12 protein-coding genes are annotated in these 18,301 nt (G+C 64.7%); 2 read left to right on the top strand and 10 right to left on the bottom strand.

Annotated features, from left to right (window positions below; genetic code table 11):
- Nucleotides 1-11 precede the first annotated feature (11 nt).
- From BM009_RS14710 to BM009_RS14720, 3 genes are all read right to left on the bottom strand, one after another.
- Nucleotides 12-2,210 carry a TonB-dependent hemoglobin/transferrin/lactoferrin family receptor gene (locus BM009_RS14710; protein ID WP_093297295.1) on the bottom strand — a complete coding sequence of 733 codons (2,199 nt, stop codon included), beginning with the start codon at nt 2,208-2,210 and terminating at the stop codon, nt 12-14.
- A 398-nt stretch (nt 2,211-2,608) separates the two neighbouring features.
- Entirely contained in the window at nt 2,609-3,352 is a 744-nt protein-coding gene (locus BM009_RS14715) for a siderophore-interacting protein (RefSeq protein WP_093297297.1), read from the bottom strand.
- Nucleotides 3,352-4,044 (bottom strand): O-methyltransferase, encoded by a 693-nt coding sequence (locus tag BM009_RS14720; protein ID WP_093297299.1) that lies wholly within the window; start codon nt 4,042-4,044, stop codon nt 3,352-3,354. The genes BM009_RS14715 and BM009_RS14720 overlap by 1 nt, the downstream gene beginning before the upstream one ends.
- 145 nt (nt 4,045-4,189) lie before the next feature.
- Between BM009_RS14720 and BM009_RS14725 the strand changes: the two genes are divergently transcribed.
- Nucleotides 4,190-4,993, top strand: coding sequence for an AraC family transcriptional regulator (locus BM009_RS14725; protein ID WP_093297300.1), 804 nt, complete (start codon nt 4,190-4,192; stop codon nt 4,991-4,993).
- A gap of 502 nt (nt 4,994-5,495) precedes the next feature.
- On the opposite strand, the gene BM009_RS14730 is transcribed toward BM009_RS14725, so the two are convergent.
- From BM009_RS14730 to BM009_RS14760, 7 genes are all read right to left on the bottom strand, one after another.
- A complete protein-coding gene (locus BM009_RS14730) occupies nt 5,496-7,127 on the bottom strand; it encodes a glycoside hydrolase family 32 protein (protein ID WP_217644205.1) in 1,632 nt (543 codons plus the stop codon).
- 209 nt (nt 7,128-7,336) lie between these two features.
- Nucleotides 7,337-10,108 (bottom strand): TonB-dependent receptor, encoded by a 2,772-nt coding sequence (locus BM009_RS14735; RefSeq protein WP_254772298.1) that lies wholly within the window; start codon nt 10,106-10,108, stop codon nt 7,337-7,339.
- A 170-nt stretch (nt 10,109-10,278) separates the two neighbouring features.
- The gene (locus BM009_RS14740) at nt 10,279-11,793 is read right to left on the bottom strand and encodes a glycoside hydrolase family 32 protein (RefSeq protein ID WP_093297306.1); all 1,515 of its coding nucleotides are present in this window, start codon (nt 11,791-11,793) and stop codon (nt 10,279-10,281) included.
- Entirely contained in the window at nt 11,790-13,166 is a 1,377-nt protein-coding gene (locus BM009_RS14745) for a sugar porter family MFS transporter (protein ID WP_175488038.1), read from the bottom strand. Before BM009_RS14745 ends, BM009_RS14740 begins: the two co-directional genes overlap by 4 nt.
- The gene (locus BM009_RS14750; protein WP_254772301.1) at nt 13,159-14,139 is read right to left on the bottom strand and encodes an ROK family protein; all 981 of its coding nucleotides are present in this window, start codon (nt 14,137-14,139) and stop codon (nt 13,159-13,161) included. Before BM009_RS14750 ends, BM009_RS14745 begins: the two co-directional genes overlap by 8 nt.
- A gap of 163 nt (nt 14,140-14,302) precedes the next feature.
- Complete coding sequence (locus tag BM009_RS14755; RefSeq protein ID WP_217644206.1) at nt 14,303-15,421, bottom strand: ROK family transcriptional regulator; 1,119 nt, start codon at nt 15,419-15,421, stop codon at nt 14,303-14,305.
- Nucleotides 15,422-15,753: 332 nt separating this feature from the next.
- Complete coding sequence (locus BM009_RS14760) at nt 15,754-17,058, bottom strand: hypothetical protein (RefSeq protein WP_093297308.1); 1,305 nt, start codon at nt 17,056-17,058, stop codon at nt 15,754-15,756.
- Between the two features lie 741 nt (nt 17,059-17,799).
- Between BM009_RS14760 and BM009_RS14765 the strand changes: the two genes are divergently transcribed.
- A partial coding sequence (locus BM009_RS14765) for an ArdC-like ssDNA-binding domain-containing protein (RefSeq protein WP_139216632.1) occupies nt 17,800-18,301 on the top strand: 502 nt, incomplete at its 3' end.

Genomic DNA, 18,301 nt, shown 5'->3' on the forward strand with positions numbered 1-18,301 from the left:
CCCTCCGATGGTCAGAAGCGGTAGCTGATCGAGACGCTGCCGTTGCGCCCCGGCTGGGTATAGGCGTCGGTGATCGTCGAGCTGGCTGCGAGGCCGCGCACGTCGTTCCACCAGGCATATTTCTTGTCGAGCAGGTTGAAGATGCCGGCGCGCAACGTGAGCCCCTGGGTCAGCCGCACAAAGGCTGTCGCGTCGAGGATGGTGAAGGCGTCCGGCCGGTAGCATGCGGCGGTGCACACGCCGGTGGTGGCGCTCGCTTCCTTGCGGGTGCTGTGCGTCACGATCAGCTGACCGCCGAACGCTCCGTCCGGCGCGCGATAGCCTAACCCGCCGACGATTTTCGCGGGATCCACCGTCGAGAGCGACGCCCTGGCGCCATTCCGGATCACGTCGCCATCGGCATAGGCGAAGGCGAGGTTCGCAGTGAAGCCGCGGCCGAGCTGCGCATCCGCCCGGCCCTCGATGCCGTTCACCCGCGCCTCGTCGAGGTTGATGAACTGATAGACCGCCGGGTTGGCGGAGGTGAAGGCGCCGCCCACCACTTCCTGCGAGATGAAGTTGTCGTAGTCCGCATGGAAGCCGGTCAGCTGCACGCGCACGCCGCCGCCGCCGAAGCGGATGCCGCCTTCGACGCTGCGGCTCGTCTCGGGCTTCAGATTGGGGTTGGGTTCCGAACGATAGCCGAAGGCGAGGTTCTGGAAGAACTGGTTGACTTGGCTCGGCTCGGGCGCCTTGAAGCCCTGCGCATAATTGGCGAACAGGCTCACGTCCGGGCTCAGCGCCAGCGTCGCGCCGATCTTGGGCGAGACGCGCGAGCCGCTCTGGCTCGCCGAGTTGAACGCCGGCAGCGCCGCATCCTTCTTCGGATCGAGCGCATAATGGTCGAAGCGGAGCGCCGGGAACAAGGTGACCGGGCCGAGGCTGATCTCGTCCGAGACGAACAGGCCGGCCAGCGTGAAATCGGTGATCGGGAAGGCGCGGGTGGGATAGGTCTCGCCCGCCGGCGGCACGGTGCCGTCGCGGATACCCTCCTGGCGGGTACGGCTGGCGTCGGCGCCGACGATCAGCCGGTGGCGCAGCGCCCCCGTCTCATAGCCGAACACGATCTCACCAGACCCGCCGAACACGCGATTGTCGAAGGTGTTCAGCCGGGTGCGGTCGGCGAGCGTGACACGGTCCTCGGCGGAGAACTGGCGGTCCTCGGCCTGCTGCCAGTAGAGGCTGAGTCGCGTGCGCTGGATCGCGCCCTGCCCGGCCCAAGTCCAGTCGAATGCGGCGCGCTTGCGCTTGGTGCTGTCGTTGGCGGTGGTCCCGGCGACGCTCGCGGTCACGCTGGTCAGCACGTTGCTGTCCATCCCGTTGTCGAGATATTCGCCGGTCAGCCGCAGCTTGTGGCCGGTGCCGGGTTCGTAGACGATCCGGCCGAGCACCGCGTTCGACTCACCGTCCTGCGGGTTGGCCTCGGTGCGCGCGGCCCCGCTGCCGCCGACGCTGCCCTTGTTCTCCAGTTCGGAAAAGTCGCGGCGGGTATAGGCGACCATTGCCGACCAGGCGCCGCTGCGCGCAGCGAGGATGCCGGTCTCGCTCCATTCCTGGTCCGACGACTGGTAGCCGGCCCGCACCAGGCCGCCCACCGATTTGCCGCCGGTCAGGAAATCGCCCGGATCGGCGGTGGTGAAGCTGATCGCGCCCGCCAGGCCGTCGCTGCCATAGAGCGCCGAGGCCGGGCCGCGCAGGATCTCCACCGATTTGACGAGGCCAAGGTCGACATAGTCGCCGCGCCCCACGCTCTGCGCGCCGAAGGTGAAGCCGTCGGGCACGCGCACGCCGTCCACCTGGATCAGCACGCGGTTGCCGCCGATGCCGCGCACGACGAAGCCCTCATTGCTCGCGCGGCCGGTGGTGCCCGATGCCGCGCCGAAGCGGGCGGGCTGGCGCGGTACGCTGATACCGGGTTCGAAGCGGACGAGGTCCTTCAGGTCATTGACCAGCTGATTGGCCATCTTCTCATCGGTCACCACGGTTACTGTCGCCGGCACCTTTTGCGTATCGGTGGCGAGGCGCGTCGCGGTTACGGTGATGGTGGCAAGATCAGGCTTGCCGTCCTGCCCTGCGATGGGTGTCTGCTGCGCCTGCGCGAACGCCGGTGTGGAAGACAGGTAGGCGAATAGGCTCGCCGCCCCCGTCAGGCGGGCGATTAGATGGATCACGAAGGCTCCCCTTGCTTGCTACTGCGACTGAGTCGCACTTGCTATAGTCGCAAATTGAAGGGTGTCAAACGACGCCGTAACGATTGGAGGGTCGGGCGAAGTAGGCGCCCAAAGTCACCAAGCAGCCCGTGTCGGGAAGGCTTGCTGGCAGTTGGCTCACGAGCTTCGCTGGAGTTCGTGCTAACGACCAGTTTGGCAAAGCCTGCCGTTCGCAGCACTACCAGTGAACGGCCTGAGTTCACCGACTGTCGCCGGTTGTCTGCATGGGGAGAAGTGGGGCCTTGCCGTTCCGAGCCGCGATGCCGGCGATTGCTCGACCCGCGATCGAGAGGATCGAAATCGGGCCGGGAGCGGTCGGGCAGGTTCAGGCGAGGCAAGCGGCATTGTACCGTGCCAGGTTAGTCCAAGCCAGTCTTGCCCGGCGCCCAATAAGCCTTGGTGACGACGCGTGCGGCGGATTTGGATTGCAGCCGCAGGTTTTGGCGGAGCGCTTGAATCGTCCAAGCGTTTCCGGTCAGCACGGACGACGCGCCAGTGGTGGCTGCGTCGGATACCGCCGCTTGCATCGCCGAAATATGAGCATCGTCGGCTCCCTTCGCGAAAAACGCGATATCCTGCAGGCCAAGGTGTCCCGCGGCGCGCCGGGCGGCCTCTAGATCTGAGACTTCGAGACAGGCTGATACGCGGCGTGCTGGGTCTTGATGGCTTGCCGCATAAACAAGGCCCATCGAGGTCTCGTCGCCCGTGATGAAAAGCGGATACGGGAGACGAGACAGGTCCAACGATGGGCGCGGACCAAAAATGTCGCATTGATCACCCGGCGCAACGCTGCGGACCCAGGTGCTTCCCGGCCCCTCGGCATGCGCATAGCCCACTATGCATGTTCGCCCGGCCGACGCGTTCCATTCGATCGGCGTGTAGGTTCGCGTCGCGAAGGCTGAACCCATTGCGACTTGCACTTTCTGTCCTGGGAGCCACGCGACATCAGCGAGTGCGGGGCCCTCCAGCGTGATAAGATGGAAGCGATCGGCCAATTGATCGTTGGCGACGATAGTTGCGGGCTTCATCCACAGCCGCATCAACGCCTTGCTCAGCCGTCCCGGCCCCTTGATGGGGCGCTCCGTTGATCCAGCGGCGAGCATCACGAAACCTTCACGGTGAATGCATTGCCGCGGCCTGCATCCGGCAGGGCGAAAGAAACATACCCGTTAGCAGGAACGCTTACATAAGACTGATAGCCAGGCTCGAAGGCGTTCTCACCGAGGATCACAGCGCCGGGCTTAAGCCGTGGCTCGACCAGCTTGAGTACTTGCAGGTAAAGCGAGAAGGCCCCGTCCACCAGCAACAGGTCGACGTCGCCGCCGAGGTCCTTCAACGTCTCGAGCGCATCGCCGGCACGGATTTCAACGAGATCTGCCAGCCCCGCCTCGTCGAGATTGGCCCGCGCCCGCGTCACCTTAGCCGGCTCCATCTCGCTGCCAATGAGCTGCCCGCCGCCATTGTCGCGCAGCGCGGCGGCGAGATAGATCGTCGAAATTCCCATCGACGTGCCGAACTCGACGACCATGGTCGCCCCGCGGGCGCGGGCGATCGCATAGAGGAAACGCCCATAATCCGGCGAGACCGCGAGGGAATTGTCAGCGCGGTCGCGATAAGCTGCGCGATAGTCGGCGCGCTCATCCGCGAGCAAATCCGCAACCAGGCCCTCGATCGATGCGCCCGGCGCCGCAATTTTGGCCTGCATCTCCGCAACATGTGCTCGATCGCTCGTCTCAGCTTCGCGGTGCAGCGCCGTCAGAAGGTCCGAGACACGGGGGCTGGTCAGGGTATTCATGATGGGACCTCGCAATGCCCCGAGCCGGATCGGCTCGGCGGAATGGCAACCCGGATAGACGCGCGCCGTACTGGCGTCATTACGAAGGACAGACAAGATGTTATCCGATCTCGCCAGCCGAACTTATTTTGCGTAGGGCGTAAGGATGCCGATCCTCAGCGACTTGCAGAACTTCGAATGGATCGAACCGGACGACGTTCCGCGTCCGATCGTGGCCTTCGGCGCACAGATGTCCGACGCGGACGGCTTCGAGCTTGAACCCCATTGCCACAAGAAAGGGCAGATGCTGCTCGTGCGGCGCGGCGCGCTCAGCTGTGAGGTCGAAGGCGGGCTGTGGATCGTGCCGCCGCGCAGCGCGATCTGGATCCCCGGTGGCGCGTTGCACGCGATCAGAGCAAGTGGCGCGCTCGAAGGCTATAATGCGTTCGTCGATGCCGCCATGGCCGGACAGTTGCCGAAGGTCTGCTGCGCGGTTTCGGTGACGCCGCTGCTGCGCGAGCTTCTGGCCCGCGCTGCGCATCTGCCGTATTTCTATGAAGAGGATGGCGCCAACGCGCGGCTGGTGGCGGTGCTGCTCGACGAGCTTGCGGCGGCCCAAGTCGAGAATCTGCATCTCCCAATGCCCAGCGATCCGCGCCTGCGCAAGGTCGTCGACGAGATGATGGCGTCGCCCGCGGATCGGGGCAGCCTGAAGGTGTGGGCGCAGCGCGCCGCCATGAGCGAACGATCGCTGGAGCGGTTGATCCATCGAGAGACCGGGATGAGCTTCGGCCGCTGGCGCCAGCAGCTCGGCGTTGTGCTGGCAGTCAAGTGGCTCGCCGCGGGCGCCTCGATCCAGCAAGTGGCTGGGGACCTCGGCTATGAAAGCGTTCCCAGCTTTGTGACGATGTTCCGCAAGGCGCTGGGCACCTCGCCGAGACGGTACATGGCGGAGCGTTACTCGGGCTGAGGTTTCCGGGATCGGATGAGGTGGGCGCTATATTCGGCTGTCAGGAAATGGCGACCTTCTGAAGGCATGATAGCCAGACAGCAATGCTGCAGGACTACTGGATCGAATGGACATGGCAGCTTTCAGTAGGAGCTGTCATTCCCACCCAGGCTGGGGAACGGCGAATTTTGGTCGACTGCTGCCGGAAACTCGCTTGGTGCTACTTGGGACTTTGTAGCCGCTCCAGAGCGATCGGCCAAACGGTAGGTATTTCCGAGGCTGACGCTTATCGCTTGCCCGACGCGAAATCGGGATGACCGATATTGGGCTGCCTGCCATCAGGCAGCTTCCGAGCAAATACAAGAGGAGGCGCCTCCTCATGAAAGAAGCCTGCCGCAAGCCGCCTTGCTTCCAGCTGGCGGGAGTTCTCAAAAAGCTTTGTGCGGGGATCCTAGCTCCCCATCGCGGGGCGCTTGGTGAAAACTAACGACAGTGAGCATTGGCTGAATGAAGTGAAATTCGCTCATCCAGTGCTTGCGATGGCCACGCCGGAGACGCGAACGCTGCCGCCTACAGTGTTGAGTTTCAACCCACTCGCTCTCGCCGGCGCGGTGATGAGAGTCGACATCGTCGCAGCGCCATTGTTCAGGAAGACCTCGACGGAGCCGGCATCGACGAACAGGCTGATAGTCGCTGTGCCACCGGAAAAGTCACAGGCCACGGTACGATCCTTGCGCCACGCATCGCTGTCGGGCGCGTTCGGGCCACTCGCGTTTCGCTTGATGAAGGCGGTATTCTTCTGCAGATCAAAGCCGATCTGCGTGAAGAAGCCCTCTCCGCCTCGCACCGACAACCACAGCCCCGACGGCCATGCCGCGCCGACGCGTGTCAGGGTGAGGTCGATCCGGAGGGCGGTGGCACCGGCATTGGCGGGCCAGACATAGTCCGTGCCTTCGGCGATCGTCTGATCGGTTCCAGCAAAAGACCGGTCGAAAACACTGTTCTGCGCTGCCAGCGGTGTGCCGAGAAGGCGCGGGACCCCGCCGATACGTTGCAGGCGCAACCGCCGCACGATGCTGAGTTGCCCCCGATATCCTCCGGCAGGCTGCAGCTGATTGGCATAGGCCCAGTTGTTCATCCAGGCGATCGAATATGCCGACGCCAGCGGATCGGGGGCTTCGGGATCGGTCCACACCACAGCCGCATAGAAATCGGCGCCGCCGTCCAGCCACTGTCCCTCCGGGTTGCCAGCGGTGAAGGTGGTGCCGTCGAAATCGCCGACCCAGTAATAGGTGCCGCCGGTGAACCCGCGCGCGGTTCCGTCACCGCCGACCAGCAACACCCATTTGTCGGAAGAGGTCGTGCCATCGGCGTCGTACAGATGGAGCTTGAAGAGGTGCGAGCATTCCATGACGTCGCCCACGACATTCGACAGGAAGTCGCTCGCATAGGTCCACTGCTTCAAGTTCGTTGAGGTGTAGATCCCGATCTTGCCTTGCTCACTCAGCGTCATCACCCAGCGGTTGGTCGGCCCGTGCCAGAACACCGTAGGGTCACGGAATGCCGCGTGGCCGGGGAAGTTGGGTAGAACGATTCCATAGAAGGCGAAGGTCACGCCGCCGTCGAGCGAATACCACAGGGCGCAAGACTGGTTCTGCCCGCCCGCATCATCGGCAGGCATCGTCATCAATGCGATCAGCGCGCCTGCGCCAAAGCCGGCGGTGTTGTTAACATCGACGACCGTGCTGCCGCTCCAAACATCCCCGAAGGTTGTCGTTCGGCGCGGAATGGAGACGCCTTGATCGATCCAGTTGACCAGATCGGTGGAAGTCCAGCGCCGCCATTCGGTGCCACCGGTCGGATAGGTGGGGTTGCAGAGCGCCCAGAGGGTCCAGGCATTTCTGATCTTCACCGGCCGCTGAGGATCGTTGATCCAGGCGCCCGTGGGTGCGGCGATGTGGTAGCGCGGGCGTGCGCTTACCGGAGACGGAGTGGGGGTTGGTGTGGGCGTCGGGGCCGGTGTCGGGGGCGCCGCTCCCGTGTTCTGCGCGACAACGCTGCCCGCGGCAGAGGATGGTCCGCACGATGCCACCATCGGCAGCGCCATCATCATGGTCAGCGTCGACCTGCGGGAATACGACTTGGCGTTCGTCATTGCCTCGGCTCCTGTCCAAAAATTCGGGAACGGCGCCGTCAGCATCGATGGTGCGACGCTGCGAAGCGCTGTCTGCTGCGCATTGGCTTGGCCGCGCCGGAAGCCACGCAGCGGCGATCCGCCGCCGGCGTACCGACGTGCAATCCGTGTCATCGAAAAAAATCATTTGCCGTTCGGCGCGCTGCTACGCGCCGAACGGCGGCAGAAAGCTACATCTTGAACCGCACGCCCAAGCTGAAGTACCGCCCCTCGACCCGCAGATCGCGCCCGAAATACTGGGTTTCGTTGTAGTAGCGGTAATTCTTGAACGGCTGCGCCAGAAGGTTGCTGACGTTCGCGACGACAGTGATGTTCTTCACCGGCTCATAGCTCGCCGAGAAATCGAGGCGCGACACGGGCCGCACCAGCTCGCCGGCATATTGTACTTCGTTGATGTTGCGGTTGTAGCTGGTCGTATAGCCCGAACGCCAGTTGTACGAGAGCCGCGCAGATATCTTGCCCTTCTCGTAGAAGCCAGTGAGGTTGTACGCCCATTTCGACAGGCCGGTGATCTGAACCTGGGGGCTGCCCACGCCAAGCGCCTGCGGAAGCTGGTTGGTGCCGTCCAGATAGGTGCCGTTGGCCTGTACGCCGAGGCCGGACAGCATGCCGGGAAGGAAGTCGAAGAAGGTCTGCACCGATGCTTCCACACCCTTGATGCGGCCATCACCAGCATTTTCCGGCCGGTTCAACTGAACGCGGCCATAGATCGGGTCATTCACGACCTGAGTGTAGTTGCCAATGAAGCCATTGAGGTCGCGGTAGAAGACGGCAACTGACGCAGAACCGTTCCTGGCGAAATACCATTCCAGAGTCGCATCATAGTTCTTCGACGTCAGCGGCCGCAGATCAGGATTGCCACCCGATCCGGTCGCGTCGAACTGCGGCGGGGATCCGTCCGGGCCGGGGCTGTTGGCGGTGATGTTGAGCGACGGATTGAGCTGGCCGAAGCCGGGCCGCGTCCGCGTCTGCGTGTACCCCAGGCGCACCTGCCACTCCCGGGAGAAGCGAATGCGCGCAATCGCGGAGGGCAGGATGTCGACATAGTTCTGCTTGGTCGTCGTCGGAACGATCGCAGTGCTGCCGTTGGCACCCTGCACGCGGCTGAACCCGCGATACGTGCCATCGGTGTTGACGACGCGCGCACCGGCGGTGCCGTCGATGTCGACACCGCCGATGCTGAAGGCGAACTTGCCCTGCCCATAAAAGGCATAGCTCGCCTCGCTGGCCGTGAAGCCGCCCAGCGGATCTACCGGAATGGCCGCGGTCGCGTACTTGGTCACTGCGTCGCGGATGCCGCCATCGTTCGGGAACAGCAGCGTGGCCTTCTGCACCGATGCGTAGGCGAGTTGGCGCAACGCTTCGCTGTTGGCGATGATCGCGTCGCGGTTGGGCGCCAGCCAGGTCCGGAAACGCTGCGGATCATCGCGGAAGCCCTCGGTAATCTGCTCGAGCGCGCCCGTGGGGAGCGACGCCAGCGGGATGTTGAGCCCGGCGGTGTACGCATAGCGCGTGTTGTTCTGGGACGACGCATTGCGGTCGCTGGCGCGCACGCCGAACTGGAGGTGGGGCAGGAAGCTCCAGTCGGTCTGGAGGTCGAGGTCCAGGCGGCCCTGGATGCCATCGCCCTTCGCGACGAACTCGCGCTGGTTGAAGCCGCGCCAGCGCGCATTGTTCGGGTTCATGATGTCGTATCCGCCCAGGTCGAACACGGCGGATCCGCGGGCGTCCCAGTCGACATTGATCGTCGGCGCGGTGGCGAGCTGGGAATCGACGGTGATCTCCGTCGCCTTGTACCGGCTGTTGGTATAGGCGAAGTCGCCCGACAGCGTCGCACGGCCCGTTGTCCACTTGAAGCCGGCAGCGCCCTGATAGGTATCGGTACGATCGTCCTGCGCCACGCGCGAGAATTCGGGCACATAGCCGCCGGTTTTGGTGAAGCTTGCTGCCTTGCCGGGCTCGCCCGGCACCAGCACGACGTTGCTGAGCGTGGGCGCTACCCCGTTCGCATCCCGCCGCTCGAAATTGGCGTTGAAGGAGTCGCGAAGCACGTTGCCGCGATAGGCCTGCCACAAGCCTTCGGCATAGAGTTCCAGATCCGCGGAGGGCCGCCACTGCAGCGTGCCGTTGATCGCCGGGCGGTGCCGAACGCCCTTTTCATAGAAGTTGCCGGCATTCGCCGGGAAATTGAAGTTGCCGACGCCGGGCGTCGTCACCTTGATGTCGTCGGCGGGGTCGTCGACGCCAAAGCCGCGCGGGGTGATCACCGCCGAATCCGCATAGCGGTCGGCGTTGCGGTAGGTGCTGCGCACATAGCTGAAGTTCACCAGCGCGCCGATCTCGCCGATCGGTGTGTCCCAGCGCTTGGTGAGCAACAGGTTGCCGGCGGGGTCGAATGCCTTCGACTGATCATTGTACGATCCACGGATTTCGCCGGCGATCTCGGTGTCCTTGACGTCGAACGGGCGGCGCGACCGAAGGCTGACGAGCCCGGCAAGGCCCGGTTCGATCAGGTCTGCCGTCCCCGACTTGTACACCTCGATCCCTGCGGCAACGCCAGCCGGGAAGTCCTGAAGATGCAGCACGCGATCTTCGGCGGAGAAGAACTCGCGTCCGTTGAACGTGGTCGCGACATCCGGCAGCCCCCGCACCAGGATGACGCCCGCTTCATCGTTGTAGCGCGTCACCGTCACGCCAACGACGCGCGAAATCGCTTCGGCGGCGTTGTTGTCCGGAAGCTTGCCGATGTCGTCGGACACGATCGCGTCGACGATCGAATCCGAATTGCGCTTCAGCGCCTGGGCGGAGCCAAGCGCGGCGCGGTAGCCGGTCACGACGATGTCCTTGTCGGCGCCGCCGTCCTGGGCAGGATCAGCCTGGGCCTGCGCTGCGCCGTCGGGCAGCGGGTCGCTGGACGTCTGCGCCAGGGCGGACGATGCCACGATGATGGGAAGAAGTGCTGCAGACGTCAAAAGGACGTGGAAAGACCTCGTCATAAAATCCCCTCTTTTATTACGCTGGTTTTTTCTAGAAATGTGATGGTGAGGGCCCGTGGGCCCGACCGGTTAACCCGGTGCTGTCATGGCGACCGCTCCTGCATCGAGGAACAGCATCACTCTGTCGCAGCTTTCACTGCGCTTTCCTGCATCGTCCACGCGGTAAGCTTCAGTTTTGCGTCGCCACCGCGGGCGGACGCACTCCACCGAAGCGGTCCGCCGCCGCGGAAGAATCGATCGGTGATCGTGCGCTCACCGTCGTTGATGAAGACCTCCAGGATCGATTCATCCGCCAGGATGCGCAGCTTTACCGTGCGAGACTTCAGATCGACCGGCGCGACGTGCCGGTTGGCGAATGCATCGTGGAAATGTGGTCCCGAACGCGTACGATCGACGAACACCTCGTCGACCGTCGGATTGATGCCCACGACGGTCTGATAGCCTTCGCCATCTGTCAGGGTGATCGCCACCTGCTCCGCCGATCCGCCGTCGATGGCGAATTCCAGATCGGCCGACCCGCCCTGCACGGGCAGCGCCGTGGGCGTTTCGCCAAGCGCCGCGGTAAAATCCCGACGGTCGCCATGCAGCGATGCGACTTCCCGAACCGGCATTTGCGCAAGGCGATAGCCTGCAGCCGATTTCCGCAGCGTCACCTGGCGCGGCACGGTCATCAGCCCGCGCGACGGCCAGGTCGGGATCGCCTCGGCATAGCGCCAGTCGTTCGCCCAGCCGATCCAGACGCGACGCGGATCGTCCTTGGGCAGGTCGTTCCACGAGACAGCCGCGTAGAAATCGGCACCATAGTCCATCCACTGCGCATCGCCGGGCCAGCCGGGCACGGGCGTGAACTTCACCCCGTCGAAGTCGCCGACAAAATATTGGCCGCCCGATCCGCCGCCTACCGCGTTGTCGCCGAGGTTGATGCCCAGCACCCAGCGCTTCTCGCCGGCAGCCCCGCCCTCTACGGGCAACTCGAACAGATCGGGGCATTCCCAGTTCTTGCCGCGGCCGCCGGCCGGTCCGAAGCTGCTGGCGAAGGTCCACTGCTTGAGATTGGGCGAGGTGAAGATCACGGCGCGGTTTTCCAGCGCCATCACCGCGACCATCACCCAACGCTTCGTGGGCGCATGCCAGAACACCTTCGGATCGCGGAATTCGGGCGATCCTACGCTCAGCACCTCGCCGTGCACGGTCCAGGTCCGCCCGTGATCGTTGCTGTAGGCGACGTACTGCGACTGCAGCTTCGCCTTGGGATTATGGCCCGTATAGATGGCAATCAGCGGCGGCTTGCCGTTGCGGCCGAAGCCGGTCGTGTTGTTCCAGTCGACGACGGCGCTGCCGGAGAAGGCCATCACGTCGGCGGTCTCCGGGATGGCGATGGGCAGTTCCTGCCAGTGCACCAGATCGCGGCTGACGGCGTGGCCCCAGTTCATGTGCCCCCACCGGTCGCCGTGCGGGTTGTACTGGAAGAACAGATGATACTCGCCGTCATAGTAAACGAGCCCGTTGGGGTCGTTCATCCAGTTCTTCGCGGGCGCGAAGTGGTAGCCGGGCCGCGGGTCCGCGCGCTGGGCGAATGCAGGCGTGGCGAGCGCGGCACCGGCCGCCAGCAACAGAGCGATCGTCTTCATGCTGCCGCTCCCCGCAGATCCATGTCTTCCAGGGCGACGCCATTGGTTTCCGGCATGACCTTCCACGCCCACAGGAACTGAAGCAGCATCATCCCGCCGAAGAAGGCGAAGACCCAACCGCCTACCGCATCCGCGACCACCGGGAACAGCCAGGTGATAATCGCCGCCATCACCCAATGCGTGGTCGATCCCAGCGCCTGCCCCTTGCCGCGCACCGAGCTTGGGAACACCTCGGAGATGAACACCCAGATCACGGCGCCCTGGCTGACCGCGAAGGCGGCGATGAAGGCGAGGAGCCCGGCCAGGATCAGCATGCCGTTCGGCGCCGCCCGCTCCAGCTGCCAGCCGACCAGCAGCAGGGCCGCGGCACAGACGATCGACCCGACGAACAGCAACGGCTTGCGGCCGAACCGGTCGATCAGGAACAGCGCCAGCGCCGTGAACAACAGGTTGGTACCGCCCACGGCCACCGACTGCAGCAGCGCGCTGTCCGCGCCGGCGCCCGCCAGCTCGAAGATCCGCGGAGCGTAGTAGAGGAGCGCATTGATACCCGAAAGCTGGTTGAACATCGCGATGGCGATCGCGCATGCCACCGGCAGGCTATGCGATGCCTGGAACAGGCTGGGTGCGCCCTTGGCGGCTTCGCGCCGGTCCGCCGCTTCGATGCGCAGCAGTTCCGCACCAGGATCGCTGAACCCCAGCTGCGTCATCGCGGCCACGGCCCGCTCGCGGTGTCCGCGCACGGCCAGCCAGCGCGGGCTTTCCGGGAGAAAGAAGGTGACGAGCAGGAACAGGATCGACGGCACCGCGACGATGCCGAACATCCAGCGCCACGCCGTCTCGGGCGGCAGGATCTGTGCGATGATGTAGTTGGACAGGAAGGCGATCAGGATGCCCAGCACGATGTTCAGCTGGTTCATCGCCACCAGCCGGCCACGGAACCGGGCCGGCGAAACCTCTGCGATGTAGATCGGCGTGACCACCGATGCCGCGCCGATGGCAATGCCACCCAGGAAGCGAAAGGCGATCAACAGCGCCCATTCGTGCGCCAGCGCCGTGCCGAGTGAAGAGACGACATAGGCGATCGCGACGGAAAGCATGATCGCCTTGCGGCCATAGCGATCCGCCGGCGCGCCGGCGATCAGCGAACCCAGGACCGTGCCGATCAGGGCGGACGCGACGGTGAAGCCCAGCAACGCCGGGGTCAGCGCGAACTGGGCCTGCAGCGCGTTGGTCGCGCCGGATATCACTGCAGTATCGAAGCCAAACAGCAGGCCGCCGAGCGCAGCCCCCGCGGCGCTCATGATGATCGCCGGGGTCGCCCGGGCGTCGTCAACGATGCCGGCATCGCTTGGATGTACAACGTTATGCATGAACGGCTTCCGCTGGAATGGAGGTGGTGTCGGCAACGGACCAGTGCATCGGCCACTGGCGCGTAGCGGTCCGATAGGCGAGCGCCAGGGCGCCGGTCAGGCCCGCGGACGCGCCTGCGGTCGGCGCCGCGACGTATTCCGCCATGTCGATCGCGCGCATGCTCGCGTCATAGCCGGCGAGCTTTTCGCGCAGCGCATGGCGCACCCGCGCGAACATCGGCGGTTGCATGACGCCACCCCCGATGATGATGCGGTCCGGGCGTACGGTGTAGGTGAGCGTGGCGCACAGGCCGGCAAGATAGTCCGCCTCGATCGCCCAGGCCTGGTGATCCGTTGGCAGCGTTTCCGCGGGCACACCCCAGCGCGCCTGCATTGCCGGGCCGCTCGCCAGACCTTCCAGGCAATCGCCGTGATAGGGGCAGATGCCGGCGAACTGATCGTCGCCGGGGGCACGGGGCAGCTTGATGTGCCCGGTCTCAGGATGATTGGCGCCGCCGTGGGGAGCGCCGTTGATCAGCAGGCCAACGCCGATGCCGGTGCCGACCGTCACATAGCAGAAAGTGTCCAGGCCCTGCCCGCTGCCGAACAGCCGTTCCCCCACCGCCGCGCAATTCACGTCGGTGTCGAGTACCATGGGCGCATCGATGGTACGGCGGAAATGGGTGAGCAGGTTGACGTCCTGCCACCCTGCCTTGGGCGTGGACGTGATGCAGCCATGATCCGCCGCGACCGGGTTTAGCGAAAGCGGCCCGAAGCTGCCGATCGAAAAGGCTGAAAGCGCGCCGAGCTTTTCAGCGGCATCCGCGAAAAACGCGCTCGCCGCACCGAGTGTCGCTGCCGGTGTTGTCGTCGGGATGCGCGTTTGCATCAGAATCGTGCCGTCACGATCGGAGACTGCACAAAGGAACTTGGTTCCACCGGCTTCGATGGCGCCGAGAAGCAACGGCTCAACCATCGACACGCCCTCGTGCATGCGCACGTCGACGCATTTGTTCAGAACGGATCGTCACCGATTTCCTCCCCATCAACGTAGCCGCGCATTCGCGGTCATCGACTAAATCTACTAGTGAGATTTAGTCTGTCAAGCGGCGTCGCGCGATCTTCGCTTGGAGGGTCGAAATTCGCAAAAAGCGCGATCAGCCCTTTTTGAACAGGCTAGCGAGGTCCGGAGTAAAGCTCGCGTGGAGCGGAAGCAGGCCTGCCCCGACGGCCCCGGCGGCTGCGCCCAGCGCGCCCGTTCGAATCTCCGGCGCAAAGAAGTCCGGCGGCGCGTCGGTGGAGAAGTGGCTTCGCAGCCCATCCGCGATCGTTTCGAGGCTGGAGAGATCGAGCGAGCCATCGATGATGACGGCTTCGAGGTCGAGCAGGCTGTTCGCACTGGTCACGGCGAAGGCAAGCGCTTCGATGCATTGTTCGATCCAGGCCAAACGTGCATCGGCGGCAGCTTCCTGGCCGAGCGCGTAGAGGGATGCGCGGTGGACCAGAAAATCGCTCTTGCCCGCCGCGCAGACCGGCATCGACGCAAGCGCGCCTGCGTTGCCGTGCCGACCTTGATGCACCCGACCGCCCAGCACTAAACCGCCACCGACAAACGTACCGATGTTGATCGCCAGGAAGTCCTGGAGGTCGACGCCCGCGCCGCAGAGCAACTGCGCCAGCGCGGCGGCATTCCCATCGTTTTCGAAGAAGACCGGCCACCCGAACCCGGCCTGGAGCCTATCGGCAACATCCGCGCGGCGCCACGCATCGGCCTGATCCGCCGAAAGTCCGAGTTCATCGCGCCATTCGCCCAGGAACCATGGCATCGCAATGCCAATACCCATCAGCACCTCGGCGTTCAGCAGGTTGCCAGACGCAAGCTGCTCGTCGATGAAATGCTCCACGTGTCGAACAACGGTGTTGATCGACGGGAAGCTGTCCGCGTGGCGGCAGACTGCCTTCCGGTCGCCATCGAAGTCGAGCAGCACGATTGTCGTGTCGCCGCGTCCGACCTCCACGCCCACCGTGTATCCCCGCTTGCCGTTGATACGATAAATTGTCGCAGGTTGCCCCATGCCGCCGGTGCGCTTGGCCGCCTGAAATAATAGGCCTTCCTCTTCCAGCTCATCCACGATCCGTACAACTGCCTGAGGAGATAGCGCTGTCATCCGCGCGAGTTCGGCTTTCGAAGCCCCATTCATACGGCGCACGGCTGCCAAAATGAGGCGCTGGTTGTATCGCCGCATGCCACCAGCGTTCGTGCCTTTGCGCATCATATGCAAACAGGATCCTCTTCTTCCGACCCTCGTACACCCCTTGAAGCCTCTTCACAGCCTGAGTTTTACCTGGGATTTCGTGCCACGGATCCGACCGCAGGTAAGTTCTCGGGCCCGATACGCTGGTCTCGCCGAGGCCTCAGCAACCGCTGCCCGCCCTACAACCGATTCAGGGGAATGAGGCGCGAGTAGGCCCAACCGCTAGGGTCGCTTTCGGAGCTTGCGGACATTCAAGCGTCGATCGAGGAATGGCTTGAGCTGGTCGGATGCTGCCTCCCTTGCTGGCCTCATGCTCAGCCGACTCCGGAGCACGGCTTCCGCCAAATCGGCCGTCAAAGATTTCTCCGCGTTCGCTGCCGCACGATGTCGGCGGAGCCGGCATATAGAGGCTTGGAGATCTCGGCAGGCGCCTTCCATTCTCGAAGGAGATCGAGGGGATCCTGATAACCGATCAGGTTTCGGGCAAGGCTGACCCGCTCCAACACGTTCGTTCGGGCTTCGCTGGGCAGTGTTGCTGCGCGTTGCTCCGCTTGGGAGAAGAATTGCTCGATCTCCATCACCCTCGACCATCGCTGGATAGCGCTTTGCAGGGTTGCCAGGCTTTCCTCGTGTGATTTGGCGATGTTGCGTTCGTCCTCGCGGCGGCGGCATTTCTCCTGTTCCTCCAGCCATGCGCGGTGTCGGATCTCGGCCCGACGCGCGGCTTCCTCTGCCATTTCGATCAGCTTGCGCTTCTGCGCCAGCACGGCTTTGACGATGGCCTCGGGGGAGAGCGGTGCTGTCTGATCCTCCGATTCCTGCCAGCTTTGCGACCAGTCGATGGCAGAGTCTGCTGCATAGGCGACGATTCGGAGCCGACCCGACGGCACATCCTCGAATGTTGTCCAGCCGGAACCGTGCGACCGCTCCAGGCGTGCGGCAAGCTCGGGGCTGTCTCGAACGAACCCGTTGTTCGTGTAGCGCATTTTGACGTGCTCGGTCATTTCGAGAACGATGAGGCCGATGCCCACCCCGTCTGTCTGAACGAGTGTGGGTCGATCCGGCCGCCATGGCTGCGGACACGGGTCGTACTGCCGTCCCTTTATCGGTGCCTCTCTGGGGTCGATCTGCAGGCGGCGGGCGGCAGAATTGAGCCCGCTGAGTACTACGTGGTGACCAGCCTCCTCGAAGGCATTGTACAGAGCATTCGCCAGCAGCAGCCCACGATCGAGCGCTGCGGAGGAGGTGCGCAGGTCGGGCAGGGCGCGTTTATACGGTCGGAGAAAGCCATCATCCCTGGTCGGGCGGCTATTCAGGAATTGTGCCTTCGTGCCGCGCAGGAGCGCGTGCATGGCCGGAGGCGTCTTGTTGCCGGTTATCGCCTTTTTCCTAAGTGTGCGGGCGTCGGGTCGCGCCTTGGGGAGGGGCATGCCGTCGCCGGTCCATGTGGTGGGCTGTCCTTCCACCGCTGCGGGTAGCGGCGGGACAGGATCGACTTTGCCGAGCTCGAGGCGTGCCCAGTGGCCCTGCGCCGGCCTTGGTACGCCCATTGCGGTGCAGATCTGTACCAGCTTGCCGTAGGAGATGCCGAGCTGTGCCGAGACCTTGGTCATCGGCATCGCCCAGATAAGGCGGTAGAGTTCCTCACGCGTGACCATGTGCCGCTCCGTTGCGATCCAACCTGCCGTTTCGCCAGTGCTGTGGTGGTCCTAGCGCCTTGGCCAGACGGATCTGAATGGGCCTGAGGCTATTCGTGTTCGGCCGCGCCTTTTGATCGACAGGCGGCTTGGTGGACCATGCTGGGCGTCTCACGCCAGCGGCGTGATTGCGCTCGCACGCCGCTGCGCGGCGCCGAGTCGGGCTGGCCGTATCGGCCCTTCGGGTTTTGATCGCGGACGCAGGGCCGATCCTGCGGATCGGCGGCCGGCAGGTGCCGGCAGCGGAACGCGGGTGCGGTGCGCGCGCTGGCGCACGCCTGCGGCGACACCAGGGCGCGCAGGTTGTCGGTGCCCGCGTGGCACACTTGCCCGGGCGGGAGGCACGGGCGGCGGCTGGCGCACGTGCTGGCGCGCGCACGCCGCCCGCGCGTCCCGCCCGGTCGCAAGGGTGCGGTTCTTGTCCGGGCGCCGCTGGCGCCCGGCAGCGCGGTCGCGCTGAAAGGATGGTCGCCGCGCTGAGGCGCGGCGGCGTTGGTGCGCCGGCACGCGGAAAGGGCGGGGGGAGCGTCGCTTCCCTGTAGGCCTGCCGCGGCATGCCGCAAGCCGGGCGGTGCCCGGCTCCTCCACTCCGTTACGGCCCTGCGGGTGCGGCCTGCCTCTGACGGCAGGACTGCCGGTTCGCTCCTGCCGCTCCCCCCGCCCTTCCGGCGCCGGTTGCGGTGTTTGGAAAGGAGTAGAACCATGGGTGTCAGGAGTGAGAACCGTACCAGCCTCTATGCCGAGGTGACGGATCGGGTGATTGCCGAGCTGGAGAAGGGACGGCTGCCCTGGGTGCAGCCTTGGGATGCTGCGGCATGTGGGTGCGCGATGCCGGCCAATGCGGTGACCGGGCGGCGCTATTCGGGAATCAATGTGCTGATCCTCTGGGCGGCGGTGATCGAGGGACGCTATGCCTCGCAGCGCTGGCTGACCTTTCGGCAGGCGCTGGCGGCGGGCGGGAACGTGCGGCGTGGCGAGCGTGGGACGACGATCTGCTATGCGGATCGCTTCACGCCGAAGGATGAGGCCGAGCGGGCGCGCGACGAGGACCGCGAGGCGCGGCAGCTGGCGTTCCTCAAGCGCTTCACCGTGTTCAACGTCGACCAGTGCGAGGGGCTGCCCGAGCGGCTCACGGCGGTGGAGTATGCCGGGCCGGTGACCGAGGCCGACCGGATCCCGGCTGCGCATGCGCTTATGGAAGCGT

It is taken from the genome of Sphingomonas sp. NFR04 (genome assembly GCF_900114095.1).
Classification (GTDB): Bacteria; Pseudomonadota; Alphaproteobacteria; order Sphingomonadales; family Sphingomonadaceae; genus Sphingomonas.

Bases quoted from the DNA above. Each gene is read 5' to 3' on its own strand.
- BM009_RS14715 (WP_093297297.1), bottom strand. From the start codon at position 3,352: ATGCTCGCCGCTGGATCAACGGAGCGCCCCATCAAGGGGCCGGGACGG.
- BM009_RS14720 (WP_093297299.1), bottom strand. From the start codon at position 4,044: ATGAATACCCTGACCAGCCCCCGTGTCTCGGACCTTCTGACGGCGCTG.
- BM009_RS14725 (WP_093297300.1), top strand. From the start codon at position 4,190: ATGCCGATCCTCAGCGACTTGCAGAACTTCGAATGGATCGAACCGGAC.
- BM009_RS14730 (WP_217644205.1), bottom strand. From the start codon at position 7,127: ATGACGAACGCCAAGTCGTATTCCCGCAGGTCGACGCTGACCATGATG.
- BM009_RS14740 (WP_093297306.1), bottom strand. From the start codon at position 11,793: ATGAAGACGATCGCTCTGTTGCTGGCGGCCGGTGCCGCGCTCGCCACG.
- BM009_RS14745 (WP_175488038.1), bottom strand. From the start codon at position 13,166: ATGCATAACGTTGTACATCCAAGCGATGCCGGCATCGTTGACGACGCC.
- BM009_RS14750 (WP_254772301.1), bottom strand. From the start codon at position 14,139: ATGCACGAGGGCGTGTCGATGGTTGAGCCGTTGCTTCTCGGCGCCATC.
- BM009_RS14755 (WP_217644206.1), bottom strand. From the start codon at position 15,421: ATGATGCGCAAAGGCACGAACGCTGGTGGCATGCGGCGATACAACCAG.
- BM009_RS14760 (WP_093297308.1), bottom strand. From the start codon at position 17,058: ATGGTCACGCGTGAGGAACTCTACCGCCTTATCTGGGCGATGCCGATG.